General features: G+C 56.1%; 18 protein-coding genes. 10 read left to right on the forward strand and 8 right to left on the reverse strand.

All coding sequences use genetic code 11. The features are described 5' to 3' along the window. Positions 1 to 13 precede the first annotated feature (13 nt). The gene (gene exoX / locus WFK85_RS11005; protein ID WP_166991849.1) at positions 14 to 685 is read left to right on the forward strand and encodes an exodeoxyribonuclease X; all 672 of its coding nucleotides are present in this window, start codon (positions 14 to 16) and stop codon (positions 683 to 685) included. Here exoX and ptrB read toward each other — a convergent pair. The 3 genes from ptrB to WFK85_RS11020 form a co-directional block, all read right to left on the reverse strand. Beyond that, the gene (gene ptrB, locus WFK85_RS11010) at positions 682 to 2,739 is read right to left on the reverse strand and encodes an oligopeptidase B (RefSeq protein ID WP_336708277.1); all 2,058 of its coding nucleotides are present in this window, start codon (positions 2,737 to 2,739) and stop codon (positions 682 to 684) included. The two genes, exoX and ptrB, sit on opposite strands and share 4 nt — an antisense overlap. 124 nt (positions 2,740 to 2,863) lie before the next feature. After that, positions 2,864 to 3,538 carry a tellurite resistance TerB family protein gene (locus WFK85_RS11015; RefSeq protein WP_336708203.1) on the reverse strand — a complete coding sequence of 225 codons (675 nt, stop codon included), beginning with the start codon at positions 3,536 to 3,538 and terminating at the stop codon, positions 2,864 to 2,866. A 123-nt stretch (positions 3,539 to 3,661) separates the two neighbouring features. After that, positions 3,662 to 4,012, reverse strand: coding sequence for a YebG family protein (locus tag WFK85_RS11020; protein WP_008453972.1), 351 nt, complete (start codon positions 4,010 to 4,012; stop codon positions 3,662 to 3,664). A gap of 136 nt (positions 4,013 to 4,148) precedes the next feature. Between WFK85_RS11020 and purT the strand changes: the two genes are divergently transcribed. Continuing rightward, entirely contained in the window at positions 4,149 to 5,327 is a 1,179-nt protein-coding gene (purT, locus tag WFK85_RS11025) for a formate-dependent phosphoribosylglycinamide formyltransferase (protein WP_166991843.1), read from the forward strand. A gap of 65 nt (positions 5,328 to 5,392) precedes the next feature. Here the strand turns inward: purT and kdgA are convergent, their stop codons facing one another. The 3 genes from kdgA to zwf all read right to left on the reverse strand — a co-directional run bounded on the left by kdgA (position 5,393) and on the right by zwf (position 9,640). Then, positions 5,393 to 6,034, reverse strand: coding sequence for a bifunctional 4-hydroxy-2-oxoglutarate aldolase/2-dehydro-3-deoxy-phosphogluconate aldolase (gene kdgA / locus WFK85_RS11030; RefSeq protein ID WP_336708205.1), 642 nt, complete (start codon positions 6,032 to 6,034; stop codon positions 5,393 to 5,395). A gap of 52 nt (positions 6,035 to 6,086) precedes the next feature. Beyond that, positions 6,087 to 7,898, reverse strand: a complete 1,812-nt coding sequence (gene edd, locus WFK85_RS11035; RefSeq protein ID WP_008453966.1) for a phosphogluconate dehydratase — start codon at positions 7,896 to 7,898, stop codon at positions 6,087 to 6,089. 266 nt (positions 7,899 to 8,164) lie between these two features. Next, positions 8,165 to 9,640 carry a glucose-6-phosphate dehydrogenase gene (gene zwf / locus WFK85_RS11040; RefSeq protein ID WP_008453964.1) on the reverse strand — a complete coding sequence of 492 codons (1,476 nt, stop codon included), beginning with the start codon at positions 9,638 to 9,640 and terminating at the stop codon, positions 8,165 to 8,167. A gap of 376 nt (positions 9,641 to 10,016) precedes the next feature. On the opposite strand from zwf, the gene WFK85_RS11045 reads away from it, so the two are divergent. The 8 genes from WFK85_RS11045 to msrA all read left to right on the forward strand — a co-directional run bounded on the left by WFK85_RS11045 (position 10,017) and on the right by msrA (position 20,181). Next, positions 10,017 to 10,886 (forward strand): MurR/RpiR family transcriptional regulator, encoded by an 870-nt coding sequence (locus tag WFK85_RS11045; protein WP_008453963.1) that lies wholly within the window; start codon positions 10,017 to 10,019, stop codon positions 10,884 to 10,886. A gap of 127 nt (positions 10,887 to 11,013) precedes the next feature. Then, positions 11,014 to 12,456 (forward strand): pyruvate kinase, encoded by a 1,443-nt coding sequence (pyk, locus tag WFK85_RS11050; protein ID WP_008453961.1) that lies wholly within the window; start codon positions 11,014 to 11,016, stop codon positions 12,454 to 12,456. Between the two features lie 219 nt (positions 12,457 to 12,675). Continuing rightward, entirely contained in the window at positions 12,676 to 14,778 is a 2,103-nt protein-coding gene (locus WFK85_RS11055) for a TonB-dependent siderophore receptor (RefSeq protein WP_336708209.1), read from the forward strand. 26 nt (positions 14,779 to 14,804) lie between these two features. Next, entirely contained in the window at positions 14,805 to 15,749 is a 945-nt protein-coding gene (locus tag WFK85_RS11060) for an ABC transporter substrate-binding protein (RefSeq protein ID WP_336708211.1), read from the forward strand. Next, complete coding sequence (locus tag WFK85_RS11065; protein ID WP_166991823.1) at positions 15,742 to 16,497, forward strand: methyltransferase domain-containing protein; 756 nt, start codon at positions 15,742 to 15,744, stop codon at positions 16,495 to 16,497. Before WFK85_RS11060 ends, WFK85_RS11065 begins: the two co-directional genes overlap by 8 nt. Before the next feature lie 4 nt (positions 16,498 to 16,501). Next, positions 16,502 to 17,497, forward strand: a complete 996-nt coding sequence (locus WFK85_RS11070) for a FecCD family ABC transporter permease (RefSeq protein WP_336708213.1) — start codon at positions 16,502 to 16,504, stop codon at positions 17,495 to 17,497. Positions 17,498 to 17,685: 188 nt separating this feature from the next. After that, entirely contained in the window at positions 17,686 to 19,446 is a 1,761-nt protein-coding gene (locus WFK85_RS11075) for a cytochrome c biogenesis protein DipZ (protein WP_336708214.1), read from the forward strand. Positions 19,447 to 19,461: 15 nt separating this feature from the next. After that, positions 19,462 to 20,181: a peptide-methionine (S)-S-oxide reductase MsrA gene (msrA, locus tag WFK85_RS11080; RefSeq protein WP_008453950.1), complete on the forward strand. Its 720-nt coding sequence runs from the start codon at positions 19,462 to 19,464 to the stop codon at positions 20,179 to 20,181. 54 nt (positions 20,182 to 20,235) lie between these two features. Here the strand turns inward: msrA and lpxM are convergent, their stop codons facing one another. Both lpxM and mepM read right to left on the reverse strand, forming a co-directional pair. Continuing rightward, positions 20,236 to 21,216 carry a lauroyl-Kdo(2)-lipid IV(A) myristoyltransferase gene (gene lpxM, locus WFK85_RS11085; RefSeq protein WP_166991817.1) on the reverse strand — a complete coding sequence of 327 codons (981 nt, stop codon included), beginning with the start codon at positions 21,214 to 21,216 and terminating at the stop codon, positions 20,236 to 20,238. Between the two features lie 123 nt (positions 21,217 to 21,339). After that, positions 21,340 to 22,662 carry a murein DD-endopeptidase MepM gene (mepM, locus tag WFK85_RS11090; RefSeq protein ID WP_008453947.1) on the reverse strand — a complete coding sequence of 441 codons (1,323 nt, stop codon included), beginning with the start codon at positions 22,660 to 22,662 and terminating at the stop codon, positions 21,340 to 21,342. Between the last annotated feature and the right edge of the window lie 3 nt (positions 22,663 to 22,665).

Below are 22,665 nucleotides of genomic sequence, written 5' to 3' on the forward strand. Positions count from 1 at the left end.
TACGGAGACTGCGATGCTGCGCATTATTGATACGGAAACCTGCGGATTACAGGGAGGCGTAGTGGAAGTTGCGTCGGTCGATATCATCGACGGCAAGATTGTAAACCCGATGAGCGATCTTGTCCGTCCTGACCGACCAATAAGCCACCAGGCAATGGCCATCCATAAAATTACCGAAGAGATGGTGGCCGATAAACCCTGGATTGAAGACGTCATCCCCCGCTATATCGGAAGCCCCTATTACGTGGCGCACAACGCCAGTTTCGACAGCCGCATGCTGCCGGAAATGCAGGGCGACTGGATTTGCACGGTGAAGCTGGCGCGTCGCCTGTGGCCGGGCATCAAATACAGCAACATGGGCTTGTACAAATCGCTAAAGTTGCATGTGGATACACCTGCCGGGCTGCATCATCACCGCGCCCTGTTTGACTGTTATATCACCGCCGCCCTGCTGCTGAGAATTATGGATGTGTCCGGCTGGAACGCAGAAGATATGGTCACGATTACCGGGCGCCCGGCGCTGGTAACCACCATGATGTTTGGCAAATACCGGGGCAAACGCATTGCCGAAATAGCCGAAGACGACCCGGGTTATCTTCGCTGGATGCTCAACAACATCAAGGAGCTAACGCCGGATCTCCGCATGACGCTAAAACATTACCTGGCCGCCAGCGCGGCCGATTAATGCACGCGCCCTGGCAGCGTTCCCTGCGCCAGGGCAATCAGGAAAGCAAACTCCAGTGCCACGCCTTCGTAAGATTTGAAGCGCCCCGACTTGCCGCCGTGCCCGGAATCCATGTCGGTACAAAGCAGCAGCAAGGTCTCATCGCGCTTATAGTCACGTAATTTGGCAACCCACTTAGCCGGCTCCCAATACTGCACCTGCGAATCATGCAGCCCGGTGGTCACTAACAGATGGGGATAAGCCTGCTCACGAACCTGGTCGTAAGGGCTGTATTGCTTCATATAGCGGTAATATTCTTCATCCTGGGGGTTACCCCACTCTTCAAATTCCCCGGTGGTAAGCGGAATCGACTCGTCCAGCATCGTCGTTACAACGTCGACAAACGGCACCTGAGCCACCACGCCATGGAATAATTCAGGGCGCAGATTGATAGCTGCCCCCATCAGCATTCCGCCCGCGCTGCCGCCCATCCCATAAAGCAGTTTAGGATCGCCATATCCCTGCCTGAGCAGCTCGTCGCACACGTCCAGATAGTCGTTAAAGGTATTCATCTTTTTCAGGTATTTACCGTCTTCATACCATTGCTGGCCCAGTTCACCGCCGCCGCGGACATGGGCGATGGCGAAGACAAACCCCCTGTCCAGCAGACTCAAACGGCTGCTGCTAAAGTCAGCATCCATACTGCTGCCGTAAGATCCATAGCCGTAGACCAGCAGCGGGCTTTTGCCCCGGCGAAAGTGTTTCCGGTGATAAACCAGTGAGACCGGTACCAGAACGCCATCCCGCGCCGTCACCCACAGATGCTCGCTGCGGTAATGGCTAGCGTCAAAACCGGCAACCTGGGTTTGCTTGATAACCCGTCGCTCACCGCTGTCCATATCCAGCTCGAATAGGGTGTCCGGCGTTGTCATTGAAGAGTAACCGTAGCGCAGGTGGGAGGTCTCAGGCTCAGGATTGTAGCCAAGCCAGGTGACATAGGCCGGATCGTCAAAAGCGATGCCCGTGGACTCACGCGTATGGCGATTAATCTGGCGCAGGCTGGTCAATCCCTGCTGTCGCTCGGCAATCACCAGCCAGTCGCGGAACAGCGTAAAGTCTTCAAGCATGACCTGTTCCCGCGCGGCAATCAGCGTTTCCCACTGTTTTTCGTCCCGCACGGCGCTGCGGTAGAGTCCGAAGTTTTTACCGTCTTTGTTGGAACGAATGTAGAACCCATGCTGGTAGTGATCGACCGTGTACTCATGATCTTTCCGGCGCGGGGCAAAAACTTGCGGCTCGGCGTCTGCCAGTTCGGCATCCAGTAACAAAGCCTCACTCGTCGTCGCGCTGGCAAGATGAATGACAACAAAATGCTGGGAGGTTGTTTTATGCACGCTGACGTAAAAAGCGTCATCTTTTTCTTCATACACCAGTTGGTCATCGGCCACCGGGTGGCCCAGCGTGTGCCGCCAGACCTGATAAGGCAGTAAGGTTTTGGGATGCTTGCGCACGTAGTAAAGCGTGACGGAGTCATTTGCCCAAACAAAACCGGTCGAGACATTCTCCAGCAACTCCGGGTACCAGTTTCCGGTTTTCAAATTGCGCAGACGGATGCCGAACTGACGGCGGGAGAGATAGTCCTCTGCCATGGCCATCACGGCATTGTCCGGCGTAATGGCCAATCCACCCATGGTGTAGAACTCGCTATGGGCGGCACGCTGGTTGGCATCCAGCAAAACGTCCCACTCGCCCCACTCTTCTCTGACCGCAGATTGCCGCTGATAAATCGCGTACTCATTCCCTTTGTCATACACCTGGCGGTAGCGATAGCCGTTCTTCACATACGGGGCGGAAACATCGCGAGGAGGAACGCGAGCGATCATCTCTTTGAGCAACTGATCCTGCAGCGCGCGCTGGCTCTCCATGATCCTTTTCCCGTAATCATTTTCCTGCTCAAGGTATTTCAGCACATCGGGATCGGCGCGGTCATCATCCCGCAGCCAGTAATAGTTATCCGTGCGGGTATCGCCATGCAGCGTCATAGCGTGAGGTATTTTTTTGGCTTTTGGCGGCATCACTTTCATCATTTTCCGTTTAACACCCCGTAAGGGTGGCAAATTCAGCCGGGCTTGCAAGCGGAACATGAAGGATTAAAAGAAAATGCCGGGAGAAACCCGGCACAGGCTGGTTGCAGGAGGATTACACCGCGAGCGGTTGTTTTTGCTGCTGAATATCTTGCTCAATACCGGAGCGGACATCCGGCGGTATGTTTAGCGCATCGCCCAGAGCGCTCAGGTAGCTACGTTCCATAAAGTGATCGATATCGATAGCCGTGCAGCTAAGGTAATAAAGCTCCAGCGCTTCCTCCTCATTTCTCACACCTTGTGCAAGCTGGTGAGGATCTAACGGCCTGTCGATAGCCCGTTCGACGAGCGCTTTACCTTCCCCGTCGATACCGACTTCACGCAGCTGTTGCTCAATAAACTGACGCTCTTTTGCATCGATATGGCCGTCGCTTTTCGCCGCAAAAACCAGCGCGGTAATTAATCTTTCGGTACGAACATCAACCGACGAGTGCGGCTCACTCCAGCCTATGGAAACGGGCTGGCTCTGGCGAACCCGCTCCTTGTATTTGTTCCATAACACGCTTCCGGCCACGGCGCCGCCGCCGACCAGAAGCGCACTGGTGCCGTATTTTGTTAACAGTTTGCGGGAAGATTTACTCGCCAGCAGTAACCCGGCTAATCCACCCAGCGCCCCCGGCACCAGAAGTTTACCGATCCCTTCAGAGCTATTACCGGCTGCAGGCTGTGAAGATTGAGGAGAAGTAGATTGCCCCAGGAGCGACTGAAGCTGCTGTAACCAGTTATTCATGACGGAGATCCTCTGTTGACTTAACTCGTCGAGAGTAGGCCACAGGACGTCAAGAAACGTCGGACAGCGCTAAAGATGGGAAAAGAATCGCGCCGGCTACCCGGCGCTTACAGCAGAACCGTATTACGCGGCTTTGGTGCGTTTACGTCCAGGGTGTTCGCTGACGTTGTCTTCAGCCGCTGGCGATTGTTCAAGCGCTGAGGACTCCGCGTCTGGCTCAAACTGACTTAATTCAGGCTCTGGCAGCTTGCCGTTTTTCAATACGCCCGCCAGCAGATCCTTGTTTTCCGCCATCCACATCGCCAGGGTGTCGCTCTGCCCTTCATCCAGCGCAATCGGGCTTTGCTGCAGCCAGTCGCCGAGGACTTCAGCCAGATCCAGCATTTTGTCGTAAGCGTCAGCATCCTTTTTACTGGCAAAGGCCATTTTTTCTTGTCCCTCTCTCACTACAACATATTTAATCTCGACCGCCATTTTGCAGCTCCGCTTTACCTGTTTATTTATCCAGTATATCGTCATTCATTTTATCACACAAGCCGGAAAGCCGCTGCCAACGCAAACGTTTTCGTTTATACTGCAGCGGTCTTTTTCTTTGTTAAGGCTAAATCACATGTCAACGTTGGGAACCGCTCTGCGCCCGGCAGCTACGCGAGTTATGCTGCTGGGTTCCGGTGAATTGGGTAAAGAAGTGGCCATTGAATGCCAGCGCCTCGGGGTAGAAGTTATCGCCGTCGATCGCTACGCAAATGCGCCGGCAATGCACGTCGCACACCGCAGCCACGTCATTAACATGCTGGATGCCGCGGCGCTAAAAGCGCTTGTCGCCGCCGAAATGCCCGATTTTATCGTTCCTGAAATTGAAGCCATTGCCACCGATGCCCTGCTGGAGCTTGAAGCCCAGGGTCAGCGAGTGGTGCCGTGCGCCCGCGCCACCAAACTCACCATGAACCGCGAAGGGATCCGCCGCCTGGCCGCAGAAGAACTTCAGTTGCCCACTTCCAGCTATCGCTTCGCCGACAGCGAAGAAGCCTTCCAGCAGGCCGTGCATGAGATTGGTTTGCCGTGCATTGTGAAACCGGTAATGAGCTCCTCCGGCAAAGGCCAGAGCTTTATCCGCACAGCCGACCAACTGGCAAAAGCCTGGGAATACGCCCAGCTAGGTGGGCGGGCCGGTAAAGGCCGCGTTATCGTTGAAGGCGTGGTCAATTTTGATTTTGAAATCACCCTGCTGACCATCAGCGCCGTTGACGGCGTGCATTTCTGCGCGCCTATCGGGCACCGTCAGGAAGAGGGCGACTACCGTGAATCCTGGCAGCCACAGCAGATGAGCGACATCGCGCTGGCAAAATCGAAAGAGATTGCTGAAAAAGTGGTTACCGCTCTGGGCGGCCATGGCCTGTTCGGCGTGGAGCTGTTTGTCTGCGGCGATGAGGTAATTTTCAGTGAAGTCTCCCCTCGCCCGCACGACACTGGCATGGTGACGTTAATTTCACAGGATCTGTCTGAGTTTGCGCTGCACGTTCGCGCCTTCCTCGGCCTGCCTGTCGGCGAAATTCGTCAGTATGGCCCTGCCGCATCGGCGGTGATCCTGCCTGAGTTACAAAGCGATAACGTTAAATTTAGTAACGTGGGAGCAGCGCTGGGCGGCGGTTTACAGGTTCGTCTTTTCGGTAAGCCGGAGATCGCAGGTAAACGCCGCATGGGCGTGGCGCTGGCAACCGGTAACAGTGTTGATGAGGCAGTGACAAGGGCCGTGACGTCAGCCGCTCAGGTAAAAGTTGAAGGATAAAAAAATCGCCCTCAAATGAGGGCGATTTAGTCAGTGGGCCCGCATACTGCGGGCTTTTTTATGGCTTACTGCTTGGCGCCTTCCACCGCTTCACGGGCAAGCTGAGTGATTCGGTCGTAGTCGCCCGCTTCCAGCGCATCGGCCGGAACCAGCCAGGAACCACCGATGCACAGCACGCTTTTAAGCGCCAGGTAATCGCGGTAGTTAGCCGGAGAGATCCCCCCGGTTGGACAGAAACGCACCTGAGAGAACGGCCCGGCAATGGCCTGTAGCGCTTTAGTGCCACCGTTGGCTTCAGCCGGGAAGAATTTGAACTCTTTCAGGCCGTAGTCCATCCCCAGCATCAGTTCTGACACTGTACTGATGCCTGGGATCAACGGAATGGAGCCTTCGGTCGCGGCTTTCAGCAGCGGCTCGGTCAGACCCGGGCTGATGGCAAACTGCGCTCCAGCTTCGGTCACTTCCGCAAGCTGCTGTGGGTTCAGCACGGTACCTGCGCCGATAATAGCTTCAGGCACTTCTTTCGCAATCGCACGAATGGCATCGATAGCACAAGCTGTACGCAGCGTGACTTCCAGCACGCGGACGCCACCGGCCACCAGCGCTTTCGCCATTGGCACCGCATGCTCCAGCTTGTTAACGACAATAACCGGCACAACCGGACCGGTTTTCAGGATCTGTTCTGCTGTAGTTTTCCAATTTTTCATCTGAGCGCCTCTTAGCCACTTTTAATCTGTTCCGGGCATTACTGCCGCGGGCTTAAAATTTAATGCAGGTTGCGCCTTGTTCAGCGCCAGAAAGCTGTTCGCGCAATGCGCCGAATAGCTCCCGACCAGTCCCTACGCGCTCGGCGCTGAGATCCGGGTGATAAGCAGTGCGCGCCGCAAGTACGGCTTCATCGACCAGCAACGTTAGCTCGCCCGTTTGGCCGTTGACGCGAATAATGTCGCCATCCTGCACCTTCGCCAGCAGCCCGCCGTCATACGCTTCCGGGGTAACATGGATTGCCGAAGGCACCTTCCCTGAGGCACCGGACAGTCTTCCATCTGTCACCAGAGCAATTTTGAAACAGCGGTCCAATAATACTCCAAGCGGCGGCATAAGTTTATGCAATTCTGGCATGCCGTTCGCTTTTGGCCCCTGATGGCGGACGACGACAACGCAATCGCGGTCCAGTTTGCCGGCTTCAAAAGCAGGCAATACGTCATGCTGACTTTCAAAAATAACCGCGGGCGCTTCAATCACCTGATTTTCTACCGGCACCGCTGAGGTTTTCATCACCGCCCGGCCCAGATTCCCGCTCAGCACTTTGGTTCCGCCGTGGCGGGAGAATGGTTTTTCCATCGTGGCAATAACGTCGCTATCCAACGGCTGGCTCGCGCCTTCACGCCAGGCAAGCTGACCGTTGTCGAGCCATGGCTCCATGGTGTAGTGATGCAGGCCAAAACCGGCCACGGTGTTAACGTCTTCGTGTAGCAGGCCACCTTTCAGCAGCTCACGCAGCAGCACCGGCACACCGCCCGCCGCCTGGAAGTGGTTAATGTCGGCAGGGCCATTCGGGTAGAGGCGCGCCAGCAGCGGCACAATTTCGGAGATCTCGGAGAAGTCGTCCCAGTTAATAATGATCCCGGCCGCGCGAGCCATCGCAACAAGATGCATGGTGTGGTTCGTCGAGCCGCCGGTAGCCAGCAGTGCAACAATGCCGTTCACCACCACTTTCTCATCAATCATTTTCCCGAGAGGCATCCATTCGTTGCCGTTGCCGGTCAGGCGAGTGACCTGGCGCGCCGCTGCGTCCGTCAGCGCGTGACGCAACTCTGCATCAGGCTGAACAAACGACGACCCCGGCAACTGCATGCCCATAAACTCAACCACCATCTGGTTGGTATTCGCCGTGCCGTAGAAAGTACAGGTCCCCGGCGCGTGATAAGAGGCAGCTTCCGCTTCCAGCAGCGCGAGGCGGTCAACTTTACCTTCCGCATAAAGCTGGCGAATGCGGACTTTTTCTTTGTTCGGCAAGCCGCTGGCCATCGGACCTGATGGCACAAAGACTGCAGGGAGATGCCCAAACGACAGCGCGGCCATCGTCAGCCCCGGCACGATTTTGTCGCACACGCCAAGATAGAGCGCCCCGTCAAACATGTTATGGGAAAGGCCAACGGCGGTAGACATGGCAATCACTTCCCGGCTCAGCAGCGAAAGCTCCATACCATCCTGGCCCTGAGTCACCCCGTCGCACATCGCCGGGACACCGCCTGCAACCTGCCCCACCGCGCCCACGGAATGCAGCGCCTTACGGATTTGCTCAGGATAATGTTCATACGGCTGATGGGCGGAGAGCATGTCGTTGTAGGACGTGATGATCGCAATATTGTTACGCAGCATGCTTTTCAGCGCCGCCTTATCGTCCGGCTGGCAGGCAGCGAAACCATGCGCGAGGTTACCGCAGGCAAGTTCCGAGCGGTGAACCGTGTTGCTCCGGGCTTTCTCAATGCGTGCCAGGTAGGCTTCGCGCGTTGGGCGGGAGCGTTCGATAATACGCGATGTTACCCGTAACAAATTTGGATGCATAGAAGTTCCTCAGAAAGTGGCTGTTCTCCCGCATTGATACCGTCATGTTCAGAGCTGATGAAAGTAACTTTGTTGCCCATCGTAGCCCATCAGACTTGATGCCGGGAGCAAAAACGCTTCAGCTAGTGTAAATAAAAAAGCCCCGCGGGTGAATCCACGCGGGGCTATTATTCATAAAAAACTATGCCACTTCTGTGTTAGATCATGTTACCGGTAAAATAAGGTCCCTTTGTTAGTGACTTTTTACCGGCCATGTTCACGGCCTGTTACTCAAACTCGTTCCAGGAGTGGCCGTCACGGGTAATCATCGCCACGGAAGCCACCGGCCCCCAGGTACCGGCCTGATAAGGTTTCGGCGCATCGTTATCCGCAGCCCAGGCTTCGGTAATGGAGTCGACCCATTTCCACGCCTCTTCCACTTCATCACGACGAACAAACAGCGCCTGAATGCCCCGCATGGTTTCCAGCAGCAGACGTTCATAGGCATCTGCCAGGTGAGATTCATTGAAGGTCTCGGAGTAGCTCAGATCCAGCTTGGTGGTTTGCAGGTTATGTTTGTGCTCCAGGCCCGGGACTTTGTTCAGGATCTGAATATCCACGCCTTCATCCGGCTGCAGACGGATAGTCAGCTTGTTCTGCGGCAATTCCTGCCAGGAATCTTTAAACAGATTCAGCGCAGGGTTTTTGAAGTAAACCACGACTTCAGAACATTTGGTTGGCAGACGTTTACCGGTACGCAGGTAGAACGGCACGCCGGCCCAACGCCAGTTATCGATATCTACGCGAATAGCCACGAAGGTTTCGGTGGCGCTGGATTTGTTCGCGCCCTCTTCTTCCAGGTAACCAGGCACTTTCTTGCCCTGCGCAAAGCCTGCGGTGTACTGACCGCGCACGGTTTTATCACGCACGTTGGTGCGGTCAATGCGGCGCAGCGACTGCAGAACCTTCACTTTCTCATCGCGAATATGGTCCGCAGTCAAATCAGACGGTGGAGACATGGCAATCATGCACAGGATCTGCAGCAGGTGGTTTTGGATCATGTCGCGCATCTGCCCGGCCTGATCGAAGTAACCCCAGCGGCCTTCAATACCCACTTCTTCGGCCACGGTGATTTCTACGTGATCGATAGTGCGGTTGTCCCAGTTGTTAGCGAACAGGGAGTTAGCAAAACGCAGTGCCAGCAGGTTAAGAACGGTTTCTTTACCCAGATAGTGGTCGATGCGGTAAACCTGGCACTCTTCAAAGAACTCGCCCACCTGATCGTTGATCTGCTGGGAAGTTTCGAGGGAAGTCCCCAGCGGTTTTTCCATGACGACGCGAGCAGGCTTGGCGTTAAGCTTCGCTTTACCTAACCCTTTGCAGATAGCGCCAAAGGTGCTTGGCGGCATAGCGAAATAGTTGATGGTGACGCGATTCTGCTGGTCGAGCATTTTCCCCAGCTTGGTAAAAGCAGAGGTGTCGTTGACGTCCAGGTTACAGAAATCCAGACGACCGCTCAGTTTGTCCCACAGGCTCTCGTCAATCTTCTCTTTCATGAAGGTTTCGAGGGCTTCGCGGACAACTTTGGTGTATGCCTCTTTATCCCACTCTGCGCGGCCAACACCCAGAATACGGGTCTCCGGATGGATTTGACCTGCTTTTTCCAGCTGATACAGGGATGGCAACAGTTTCCGGCGCGCCAGGTCGCCTTTTGCACCGAAAATGACCAGGTCGCACGCCTGGGCTGTTTGCGTTACCGCCATGTTTGTCTCCTCGTTTCGGATATCCCGGCTTTTACCGGCCCTTTGGGGCCCGGATAGCATTAAGCCAGGCACGTCTTGTAATTTTATTACGCTGCAATGTACTGCTTTTGCTGAATCGAGGACAACCGTTAACCCCGGTTTGACCGCCTCAATTGCTAACTTTTCCCACAATGCCGCACTAAAGCGTCATTTACTGGCGTTTTATTGTGCGATGTAACCGTTGCCAAAGTTAGACACCGATCATGTAATGAAAAAAAACAACAACATTACCTGGGCGACTCGCCCTATCACATTTTAGCAAGAGTATATTCTTGCTAAATCGGCCCACGATTTCTTCTGTTGCTGAAATCGCTAAAACCCATGAGTGCCCGCCTTTATGAATATGCTGGAAAAAATCCAGTCACAGCTGGAACACCTTAGCAAATCGGAACGCAAAGTCGCAGAAGTGATTCTTGCTGCGCCTCAGGACGCCATTCACTCCAGCATCGCGACGCTTGCCCGCAGCGCGGACGTCAGCGAGCCCACCGTGAACCGCTTTTGCCGTCGCCTTGAAACCAAGGGCTTCCCGGATTTTAAACTGCATTTAGCTCAGAGTCTGGCGAATGGCACGCCGTATGTAAACCGGAATGTTGATGAAGATGATAGCGTCGAGTCCTATACCGGCAAGATTTTTGAATCCGCCATGGCGAGCCTTGACCGGGTTCGTCAGTCGCTGGATATGTCTGCGGTGAACCGGGCCGTGGATTTGCTTACCCAGGCAAAGAAAATTGCCTTTTTTGGACTCGGATCATCAGCCGCCGTCGCGCACGACGCTACCAACAAGTTTTTCCGCTTTAATGTCCCGGTGATTTACTCAGATGACGTTGTTATGCAACGTATGAGCTGTATGAATTGTACCGAGCAGGACGTGGTGGTGCTTATCTCTCACACCGGCCGGACTAAAAATCTGGTTGAGCTGGCGCAGTTAGCCCGTGAAAACGATGCCATTGTGCTCGCCATCACATCGGAAGGCAGCCCGCTTGCCCGTGAGGCGACGCTTTCTCTGCTGCTGGATGTGCCAGAAGATACTGACATTTATATGCCGATGGTGTCTCGTCTGGCGCAGTTGACCGTCATTGATGTGCTGGCGACGGGCTTTACTTTGCGTCGAGGGGCAAAATTCAGGGATAACTTGAAGCGAGTCAAGGAAGCGCTCAAAGAATCGCGCTTTGATAAAGAACGTCTTCTCTCAGGCGATGAACGTTAATTTTTGATAACAAAGTTGTAACTTATTAGGCTGTTCGGTTACGTTGTCATGGGTGTTCACAGCACACCCTGACCTACCGAGTTTTTGTTCACGCAACACCAAGTTGTTTCAGTCAACGGAGTAATACATGTCCAGACGGCTACGTAGAACCAAAATCGTTACCACCTTAGGCCCGGCAACCGACCGCGATAATAATTTAGAAAAAATTATTGCCGCCGGCGCTAACGTGGTGCGAATGAACTTCTCCCACGGGTCAGCTGAAGACCATCAGCTGCGTGCAGATAAAGTGCGTGAAATTGCCGCAAAACTGGGGCGCCACGTGGCGATCCTCGGCGATTTACAAGGCCCTAAAATTCGCGTATCTACCTTCAAAGAAGGCAAAGTATTCCTTAACCTGGGCGACAAATTCCTGCTGGATGCCAACCTCGGCAAAGGCGAAGGCGACAAAGAGAAAGTGGGCATCGACTATAAAGGCCTCCCGGCCGACGTTGTCCCAGGCGACATCCTGCTGCTCGACGATGGCCGCGTGCAGCTCAAAGTGCTGGAAGTCCAGGGCCTGAAAGTGTTCACCGAAGTGACCGTAGGTGGCCCGCTGTCTAACAACAAAGGGATCAACAAGCTGGGCGGGGGGCTGTCTGCAGAAGCGCTGACTGACAAAGACAAAGCCGACATTGTTACCGCGGCAAAAATTGGCGTTGATTACCTGGCCGTCTCCTTCCCACGCTGCGGCGAAGATTTGAACTATGCCCGTCGTCTGGCGCGTGATGCGGGCTGCGATGCGAAAATTGTGGCGAAAGTAGAACGCGCGGAAGCCGTTTGCGACGAAGCCGCAATGGACGACATTATTCTCGCCTCTGACGTGGTGATGGTAGCCCGCGGTGACCTGGGCGTAGAAATCGGCGACCCGGAGCTGGTTGGCATCCAGAAAACCCTGATTCGTCGTGCACGTAAGCTGAATCGTGCCGTGATCACCGCCACCCAGATGATGGAGTCGATGATCACCAACCCAATGCCAACCCGTGCGGAAGTCATGGACGTGGCAAACGCCGTACTCGACGGCACCGATGCGGTGATGCTGTCGGCAGAAACGGCGGCAGGCCAGTATCCTGCTGAAACCGTAGCGGCAATGGCACGGGTTTGCCTGGGCGCAGAGAAAATCCCAAGCATTAACGTCTCCAAGCACCGTCTCGACGTGCAGTTCGATAACGTGGAAGAAGCCATTGCGATGTCCGCGATGTATGCCGCTAACCACCTCAAAGGGGTTACCGCCATCATTTCGATGACCGAGTCCGGGCGTACCGCGCTGATGACGTCCCGTATCAGCTCCGGCTTGCCTATTTTTGCGCTCTCTCGCCATGAGCGTACGCTGAACCTCACGTCACTCTATCGCGGCGTGACCCCGGTTTACTTTGACAGCGCAAGCGAAGGCGTCGCCGCCGCTAACGATGCGGTAAATCTCCTGCGGGATAAAGGCTACCTGATTTCTGGCGACCTGGTCATCGTGACCCAGGGCGACGTAATGAGCACCATTGGCACCACCAACACCACGCGTATCCTCTGCGTTGAGTAATTCTCGCCCGCGATAAAGCCCGACAGAGCCGCGACACACGTTCGCGGCTTTTTTATTATCTGCCCCGCTTCCCTGGCCGTAAACCCACACGCAATACAGCGTTTTAATTTCCACATCATTGTGAAATGATATGTTATAACGTAACAATTGATGGCAAGGTAGAGTCTTACGGCGCCACTTTCTGAACAGGCACGTTCATTCTGAGTCGATACATACACAATGAAAATCAAACGCCCCTTCCCGTATGCCTGCGTCGCATTGACGTTTTTTTCTTCTCCGCTTTTGGCCGCCAGCTGCCCTTCCGCTGAGTGTGAAGAAAACATCACTGTAGAAAGCCGAACGCCCGCAGAAATTCAGCCCGCAGTCGGCACGGCGTCACGCCTGGGCCTGACGGATAAAGAAATCCCCCGCTATGTGGAAACCTTTTCACAAAAAGAGATCCGCGTCCGCGGCGACCGCACGCTGGCCGAAACCGTCAGCCATGCAACCGGCATGTCCGGCGTCGCTTCCCCTACGCTCTCCAATAGCTTCTCACTGCGCGGCTTTATGCCGGTAAGCTGGCTATTGGACGGGATGGAAATGCCAGGCAGCACGCTCCAGTTGGGCAACCCGGCACACTACGGCCAGGTGGATATTTTGCACGGCCCCGGTTCCACCCTGAACGGTTTGAGCGCTACCGCCGGCAGCGTCAATCTTGTGTCACGTCAGCCCAGCTTCGTGGACACACCGGCGATGCTCAACTATCAGTTCGGCAGCTACAGCACCCAGGCATTGCAGGGCGGAGCGGGAGGTACGCTGTTGCAGGACAAAATAGCCTGGCGGCTGGATGCTTCAGGCAGCGGCGGTAACAGTCAGGTCCAGCATGAGCGCAATCGACAGTCGAGGGTCAGCGGCTCGCTGCTCTTCCGCCTGACCGACGACACCACCCTGACGCTCTACGGCGACCGGATGAACAACCGGAGCAACAATCCTTACTTCGGGACCCCATTGATTAAGGGCAAAGCACTGAAGTCACTGCGCGGCCTGAACTACAATAATCTGACCGATGCCACGATTGCCAGCCACGCAACGGCCTTGCAGGCCGTACTGGACAGCACTCTCGCTCCGGGGCTGAGCTTCAACAACCATACCTGGTATTACACCGGCTACCGCGCCTGGCACAACGTGGAACGCTATCGCTACAGCGCAGCAGCTCCGGACTTAGTGAATCGCGACTCCTGGGGCGATCTGAGCCATAAGAATACCCTGCTGGCTAACAGGTCGAGTCTGTCCCTGGACGGTCCTCTGCTGGGGTTGGATAACCGCCTGGTGGCCGGGATCGAGCTGCAAACCAGCCGCTTTGATTATCAAAAAAACGGCTTCCCCGGCTCGCAAGATGTGCCCATATTTAACCCGCCGCGTGAGCCTTTCAGTGCCGAAACCGGCGTTACCCGCACGCCCTGGAGTCGGGTCACTCAACGCCAGTCTGCGGCTTTTCTGGAAGACAGCCTGCAGTTGACCCGCAGCCTCAGCCTGCTAAGCCAGCTGCGCTTTACGAAGCTGGATATGGACTGGCGCTACTACACGCCGGCGCGCAGTGAAAGTCAGACCTACAGCTTCCTGAATTCAGGTCTCGGCCTGAACTGGGATATCACCGACAACACCGCGCTATACGTCAGCTATGCCAACGGCAAAGAGGCTGGAGGCGACATCTTTTTCTTAAGCGCCGACCAGACTCATCTGCCGCTGACGCAGTCACAGCAGTGGGAAACAGGGATCAAGAGCCAGTTCTGGGATAACAAAGTGGCCACCCGGCTTGCTCTCTACCAGCTACGTAAAAATAACCTCTTCACCCCTTCAGCTATCACGCCGGGGGAGCTTACCGCCGTGGGGCAGCAGACGTCTCGGGGAATTGAGTTTTCCACGACTATTCAGCCCAACGAGCGCTGGGAGATGGCGGGAAATCTGGCCTGGACTCACGCAAGATTTGACCGTTTTAGCGCGGGTAACCCGCCTGAAAATCTGGACGGGAATCAACCGGCTTATGTCCCGACCTGGACCGGCAATCTCGCACTTACCTGGCACCCCATAGCTCCTCTCAGCTTGCGGAGTGACCTGCGCTATGTTGGCAGCAGCTTCAATGACAATCGCAATACCCGACCGATGGACGATTACATTACCCTGGATCTGGCCGCAGAATACCGGCTGACGCCTAAAGTGACCGTGGGTACGCGGGTGCGCAACCTGACCGACACGTTTTATACCTGGCAGCGGACTTACGACGGCCAGGCGCTGATCGCGCCGTCACGCACCTGGGAAGGTTGGGTGACGGTATGGTTCTGAGGACCCTACCAGCGGCTTTAATTCTTGTGGCAGCGGGACTTCTGTTTTCCTCAGCTCTACGGGCTATTACCCTCTCTAATTGCGCTGAACCACAGCGCTTTGCTGCCGTACCGACGCGTATCGTGGTTTACGGCAATCCGGCGCTGGAAAATCTTCTGGCGCTAGGGGCGCAGGAAGAGATTGTCGGCATCGTGGGCTACGATCCAGCCCACGACCCTCAGCACCTGGCTGACGGCAACGCTCTTTCACTGCCGGTCGTGGCAAAGAAGGGGCTCATTTCTGCTGAGGCGCTGCTGATGCTACATCCTGACATGGTCTACTCCTCAAGCTGGTACTGGTTCTGGTCATCTGAAGGAGCGACCCGCGACCAAATGACATCGTGGGGGATATCGACCTGGCTTTCATCAGGCGCCTGCGGAGGTCAGCAAAGTACCCCAGGGCGAAATATCAGCTTTGATGCGCTGTTTCAGGAAATTGAGGATTTAGCGCAAATTTTACGCCGGGAAAAACAGGGCAAGACGCTTGTAGACCAAAACCGAAAGTACCTGGCAGCCCTGCGCCAGCGTGCGGGCACATTGCCCCCGGCTCGTCTCCTCTGGTGGTATTCCGGCACGGATTCACCCTACGTGGCCGGCTGCTGCGGCGCGCCGAATATGCTGAGCATGGCCAGCGGCAGTCAAAATATTTTCTCCGATCTCTCTGCGCTGTGGCCAAACGTTGCCTGGGAAGAGATAGCCCGTCGCGATCCGGACATTTTGGTGCTCGCCGATCTGCCCCGGGGCGGCCCCGGGGATAGTGCCAAAGATAAAATAGCCTTTGTCGAGCATTTCCCTCTCACCGCCGGGCTGCGCGCCGTGAAGGAAAAGAAATTCATCATCCTGTCCGGCTATGACATGGATCCCTCGATCCGCTCGCTGGACGCGCTAAACCGGCTCATTGCCTCACTTTCTACCAAGGAAAAACATGACTGACATCACATGGAACACTCTTGTCACGCTCTGGGATCGGCAGCAAAGCGCTTATATCGCCAACCGGGAAGCGCGCTTCGACGCCCTGATGGACATACTCGCCCTGCAGTTTGACGATGCCTTTTCACTGCTCGAACTCGGGTGTGGGCCGGGTTCCCTCACGAGGCGCATCCTGCAACGGTTCCCTGCTGTGCACGTTACCGCGGTGGATGTTGATCCGGTCATGCTGGCCATCGCCCGTGAAACGCTGCTTCCTTTCGGCGATCGGGTGCGTATTCTTTCGGCCGATTTGGCCACGCCTGACTGGCAGCAAAAAATGGTCGGGGCTCGCCCGGAAGCGATTGTTTCAAGCACCGCGTTACACTGGTTAATGCCCGACAGACAGCATGCTCTGCACGGTGAAATTCATAGAATGCTGGCCGATAACGGCGTGTTCCTGAATGCCGATCACCAGCGTTTTAACCCCGCGGACCTCCACAAGAAAGCGATCAGCGAGCGCCACGATGCCCAAACTCAGCAGCGGGCCTGGGCTCACGGTGCCGTGGACTGGGAGGCGTGGTTTACCCTCGCTAAAGAGATAGAGGACATCGCCAGGCTGATTCCGGCCCGGGAAGCGGTGTTCGCGGGGCGCCCGGTTCCCCCGCCGACAACGGTGGCCTTTCAGCTGGCAAGCCTGAGTCAGGCTGGTTTCAGCGAAACAGGCACGCTGTGGCAGCTTATGGACGATTACCTGATTGCCGGCTGGAAATAAGTGCGTGAAGCCGCTGCGCCTGCTGCTGTGTGCCATCGTCACTTTGCTGGGATTGATTTATAGCCTGCGCTACGGGGCAGTCACATTATCCTTAAGCGAAGTGATTCAGCTCCTGAATCCGCGTCCCGCAGAGGATCCCGTTCTGGCCCTGTATCAGAAAGTCGTCTGGTCGCTGCGACTGCCCAGGGCGCTGCTGGCGATGGCCTGCGGCGGTGGGCTGGCGCTGGCTGGCGCCGTGCTACAGACATTAACCCGTAACTCGCTGGCTGACCCGTGGCTGCTCGGCATCTCTTCCGGCGCCGGTCTGGGCGCCGTGCTCATTATTGCGCTCGGCGTCCAGCCGCTGCTCATAGCCATGCCCTCCGGCGCGTTTATCGGGGCGCTGACCGCATTCGCTCTGGTTGTGCTAATGGCTGGCCGGGCCGTGACGCAGCCAGCGCGATTTATGCTATCGGGCGTGGCCGTGGGGCAGTTACTGAGCGCCTTCACCTCGCTGATTGTTTTCTGGCAAACGGACGCCACCACCTCACGTGGCTTTACCTTCTGGCTGCTTGGCGCGTTTGGTCAGGCCACCTGGCAGCAGGTCGCGATTTGCAGCGGCGCGCTGTTTGTTATCGGCACATTTTGTCTGGCGCTATCCCCGACGCTAAACGTCATGGCGCTGGGTAATGTTGCCGCTCAGGGGCTGGGCGTTAACGTAGCCGCGCTGCAAATGTGGCTCTACCTCTCCATGACGATATTAACCGCCACGATGGTCGCCTTTTGTGGGGCGATCGGCTTTGTCGGTCTGACCGTTCCACACCTGGCAAAGCTGATGTTCGGCCATCGCCACCAGTGGGTTTTACCCGCCAGCGTGTTCTTCGGCGCGCTGCTGACGCTGGCTTCCGACACGCTTGCGCGCACGCTATTTGCTCCGAGGGAACTGCCTCCTGGCGTCATCACGGCGCTGATCGGCGTGCCGGTGTTTCTTCTCGCCCTGCGCCACCGCCCACAACCCTGACCCCTCCGCCCCCAGGCCGTTTCGCACGAACAGGCTCTTGCCCTCCCGCCGCCTCGAGAGTTATCACGAAATTGTTAACTCTTGAGGAGGATTTAGTAAGTATTCTTTTTATAAAGTGCAGGCATAAATACATGAGGAGCCCCGTCTTTCCGCCCGGCTCTCCGTTCTCACTCTGATACAGGAACATCATGATGCTGGTCATTATTCTTGCTTATCTGGGCGGCCTGTTAACCATCGCCAGCCCTTGTATCCTGCCGGTACTGCCGTTTGTTTTTGCACGATCCGACCAGCCGTTTGTCCGCACAGGGCTGCCGCTTCTGGCGGGCATGGCGATAACGTTCACGTTATTCGCAACTCTGGCAGCCGTCGGCGGCGGCTGGGTCGTCGCGGCCAACCAATATGGCCGCGGCGTGGCATTAGTGTTGATGGCAGTGTTTGGTATCACGCTGCTATTCCCTCGCCTGGCTGAGCGCGTCATGCACCCTCTGGTTAACGCGGGTAACTCGCTGTCTAACCGCGTGGCTCCGGGCCAGCCAGCGGGTCCAGGCGCTTCATTTTTACTAGGTATTGCAACCGGGCTGCTTTGGGCGCCTTGCGCAGGTCCCATTCTGGGACTGGTGCTGACCGGTGCGGCCCTGCAGGGGGCAAATGTAGGCTCTACGCTGTTGCTGTTGTCTTATGCCGCAGGTGCGGCCACCTCGCTGGCGCTGGCGCTTTTGATCGGTGGCAAAGTATTCAGCGCCATGAAACGCTCTCTGGGCGTAGGGGAATGGATCCGTCGAATTCTGGGCGCAGGGATGTTACTGGGCGTCGTCGCCATTTCTTTTGGCTTAGATACCGGCGTCCTGGCCCGACTTTCTACAGCGTCAACCGGCGGCATCGAACAAGCGCTGGTGAAACGCCTCTCCCCGGACAGCACTACGGCCAATGCCCCCACGCCAGCCTCCGTGGTGAAAACGTCAGATGACGACACCATTCCAACGTTGACCGATGCTGGCGTGATGCCTTCGCTGAGCGGTGCGACGCAGTGGCTAAACTCGCCACCACTGACTGCTGAATCGCTGAAAGGCAAAGTCGTCCTCGTCGATTTCTGGACTTACTCCTGCATTAACTGCCTGCGTTCTTTACCGTATGTGAAAGCCTGGGCCGAAAAATACCGCGACCAGGGCCTGGTGGTGATTGGCGTCCACGCGCCGGAGTTCGCTTTTGAGCGTGACGTCAATAACGTGACCAAAGAAGCGAAGAAACTGGGCGTCACTTATCCCATCGCCATTGATAACGATTACAGTATCTGGCGGGCGTTCAATAACCAGTACTGGCCAGCGCACTACTTTATTGATGCCAGCGGCCATATTCGCTACGAGCACTTTGGCGAAGGCGACTATGCGCAATCTGAACGCGTTATTCAGGAGCTGCTGCGCCAGGCAGGCGCTAAAAATGTTAACAGCGGCATCAGCACCGTTTCTGCCAGCGGCGTAGAGCAGGCGGCCAGCGGCCAGAATGACATCTCTCCAGAAACCTACCTCGGCTATATGCGGGCGCAGAACTTTGCCTCTGGCGAAGTCACCGGAGATAAACCGGCAGACTACAAAAAGCCTTCCGCACTGCCGCTGGACAGCTGGGGACTCGAAGGTAACTGGACCATCGGCGGGGAGAACATCACGCTTAATCGCCCGAATGGCCACATTGTTTACCAGTTTCATGCTCGCGATCTGCACCTCGTTCTCGGCCCTGGCACAGCAGGCAAGCCGGTGCGTTTTAAAGTCACAATCGACGACCAGGCGCCCGGCAGCGTTCACGGTTCAGATGTTGCCCCGGACGGCAGCGGCACGGTGACGGAACAGCGCCTTTACCAGCTGATTCGCCAGTCGAGCGGCAGCGGCGAACACACGTTCAGTATTGAATTTGAAGATCCGGGCGTGAACGCCTATGCCTTCACGTTCGGTTAACCGGGGAGCATTACGATGAAACCGACACTCTTTTCATCCACCAAACGCCGGGTAGCGTTGTTCAGCGCGCCTGCACTTATCGTTGCTGCACTTGTCTTTCAGAATACGGCCTGGTCCGAACCCGAACGTGCGGTGGCGATCCCTGCACCACTGCAGGATGAGTCTCCCACGGGCCAACATCTTGAAACCGCCGTCTTTGCCGGGGGGTGTTTCTGGGGCGTTCAGGGCGTCTTTCAGCATGTTAAAGGCGTGACCAGCGCAATATCTGGCTATACGGGCGGTAAAGCACGGACGGCGAATTATGAGACGGTCAGCATGGGGATGACCGGGCACGCCGAATCCGTGCAGGTTATCTTTGATCCAGCCAAAGTGACCTATGGTCAGCTATTACAGGTCTTCTTTTCCGTCGCGCACAACCCCACGGAGCTAAACCGCCAGGGGCCGGATTACGGAACGCAATACCGTTCTACCGTTTTTCCGCTCAGCGAATCACAGGCGAAGGTGGCCAAAGCGTATATCACGCAGCTTAACGCCAGCCATAGGTTTAGTGCGCCGCTGGTCACCACGATTGAAGAACATGCGCAGTTCTACCCGGCAGAGAAATATCACCAGAATTTCCTGCACGACAACCCAAGCTACCCTTACATCGCGATCAACGACATCCCGAAAGTCGAACAGCTTAAACAGCTCTTCCCGGCGCTGTGGAACAACGATCCGGTGCTGGTGAAAGGGTGAAAAAAACCGCGCCCGTGAAAGACAGTGGCGCGGTTTTCCATTACGCAATATGCGCTATTTTTTCTTTTTCGGGTACAGCTCATCCCGGCAGTAAGGCTCTATCTCGCCCTCTTTACGGGTCTTCAGGAGCTTGAGGATCCAGGTATATTGCTCCGGATGCGGGCCCACCAGCAATTCCACCTCTTCGTTCATCCGGCGGGCGATGGTATGGTCATCGGCCTCGAGCAGATCATCCATCGGCGGGCGGATAAAAATATCCAGCCGGTGAGTGTCGCTGTTATAAACCGGGAACAGCGGGATCACGCGGGCACGACACACTTTCATCAGGCGCCCAATGGCCGGGAGAGTTGCTTTGTAGGTCGCAAAGAAATCGACAAATTCGCTGTGTTCTGGGCCATGATCCTGATCGGGAAGATAGTAACCCCAATAGCCCTGGCGAACGGAACTGATAAACGGTTTGATCCCGTCGTTGCGGGCATGCATCCGACCGCCAAAGCGACGGCGCACCGTATTCCAGACATAGTCAAACAGCTGGTTGCCCTGGTTGTGGAACATCGCCGCCATTTTCTGGCCTTCAGAGGCCATCAGCATGGCCGGAATATCGACGGCCCAGCCGTGCGGCACGAGGAAAATCACGTTCTCCCCTTTCGCCCGGATCTCGTCCACTATCTCTTTGCCGTGCCAGTCCACTCGAGCCATGACCTTTTTCGGGTCACGCAGCCCCAATTCCGCCATTAGCACCATCGCCTGCGGCGCCGTGGCGAACATGCGATCGATGATTGATTCACGCTCGGCTTCCGGTAAATCCGGGAAGCAGTAAAGCAGGTTAATTTGCGCCCGGCGTCTGGCGCTTTTGCCCAGGCGCCCCGCTAAGCGCCCAATTTTCCCCAGCAAAGGATCCCGGAGTCCCGGAGGAAGAAGCGCTAGCCCGACAAAAGCGCCAACGCCAAGCCATGCGCCCCAGTAACGCGGGTGCAAAAAGGCTTTTTGAAATTCAGGGATAAACTCACTGTGGTTTTTTTTTGCTTTTTCCATGCGGCTCTCAGTAGTTCGCCAGCAGTCTGGCGAGACAAATTTATCGTTATTTTAGCGGGGCTGCGGCCAGCAGACAAAAGAAAAAGCCGGTTACAAGAACCGGCTTTTCGTCGAAGGGAAAAATCAGTCGATGCGCAGCTGCGGCAGTACGTCTTTAACCTGCGCCAGGTAATCACTGCGATCGGAGCCGGTCAGGCCCTCAGAACGCGGCAGCTTGGCCGTCAGCGGGTTAACCGCCTGCTGGTTGATCCACACTTCGTAATGCAGATGCGGGCCGGTAGAACGCCCGGTATTGCCAGACAATGCAATACGGTCACCGCGCTTCACTTTCTGTCCAGGTTTCACCAGCAGCTTCTTAAGGTGCATGTAACGGGTGGTATAAGTCCGGCCATGGCGGATAGCCACAAAGTAACCTGCGGCCCCGCTGCGCTTCGCCATTACCACTTCACCATCCCCGACAGCCAGTACAGGTGTTCCCTGTGGCATCGCAAAATCAACGCCTTTGTGCGGCGCGACGCGGCCGGTCACCGGGTTAAGACGACGAGGGTTGAAGTTAGAGGAAACGCGGAACTGCTTCACGGTTGGGAAACGCATAAAGCCTTTGGCCAGGCCCGACCCGTTACGGTCGTAAAACTTGCCGTCTTCCGCGCGGATAGCGTAATAATCTTTTCCGTCACTGCGCAGGCGCACGCCGACCAGTTGGCTCTGCTCACGCTTGCCGTCCAGCATTTCGCGGGACATCAACACGGAGAATTCATCGCCCTTCTTCAGCTTGCGGAAGTCCATCTGCCACTGCATGGCTTTGATAACAGAACTAATTTCTGCGCTAGTCAAACCGGCATCACGTGCGCTGGAAACAAAACTTGCCCCCACCGTGCCCTTCAGCACGCTGTTAACCCAATCGCCCTGCTGGGTTTCGCTGCTCATTTTGAAACCGTTATCAGTGCGATCGTAAGTGCGCGTTTCACGGCGCGACATTTCCCAGGTCAGACGCTGCAAATCGCCGTCTGCGTTAAGCGTCCAGGAAAGCTGCTGACCAATTTTCATGTTTCGCAGGTCTTTATCAGCGGAAGCGAGCTGGCTGATGTCGCCCATATCGATGCCGTACTGATTCAGAATGCTGCTTAGCGTATCGCCTGTGGAGACGACATATTCATGAACGCCCGCTTCGCCGGAGGTTTTATCATCCAGCTCATCCTGAGGCAGGGTGTCATCTTCGGCGTCCGGGGACTGGTCGAGGGGTTCGCTGGCTTCCGGCAGCAGCGAATGTATTTCGCTTTTTTGAAGTTCGATGGTCTTGATTATCGGACTGGACTGCGGATGGTAAATTGACGGTCGCCATACCGCGACCGCCAGAGTGAGAACCGTAAGCGACCCCAGCATAACGCGATGGGGCCGTGATAAATTGTCAAATGCCATGGCGACAGAGCGGGCTATCTGTTGCACGTA

The sequence above is a fragment of the Cedecea sp. VD22 genome, from assembly GCF_037150195.1.
Classification (GTDB): Bacteria; Pseudomonadota; Gammaproteobacteria; order Enterobacterales; family Enterobacteriaceae; genus Cedecea.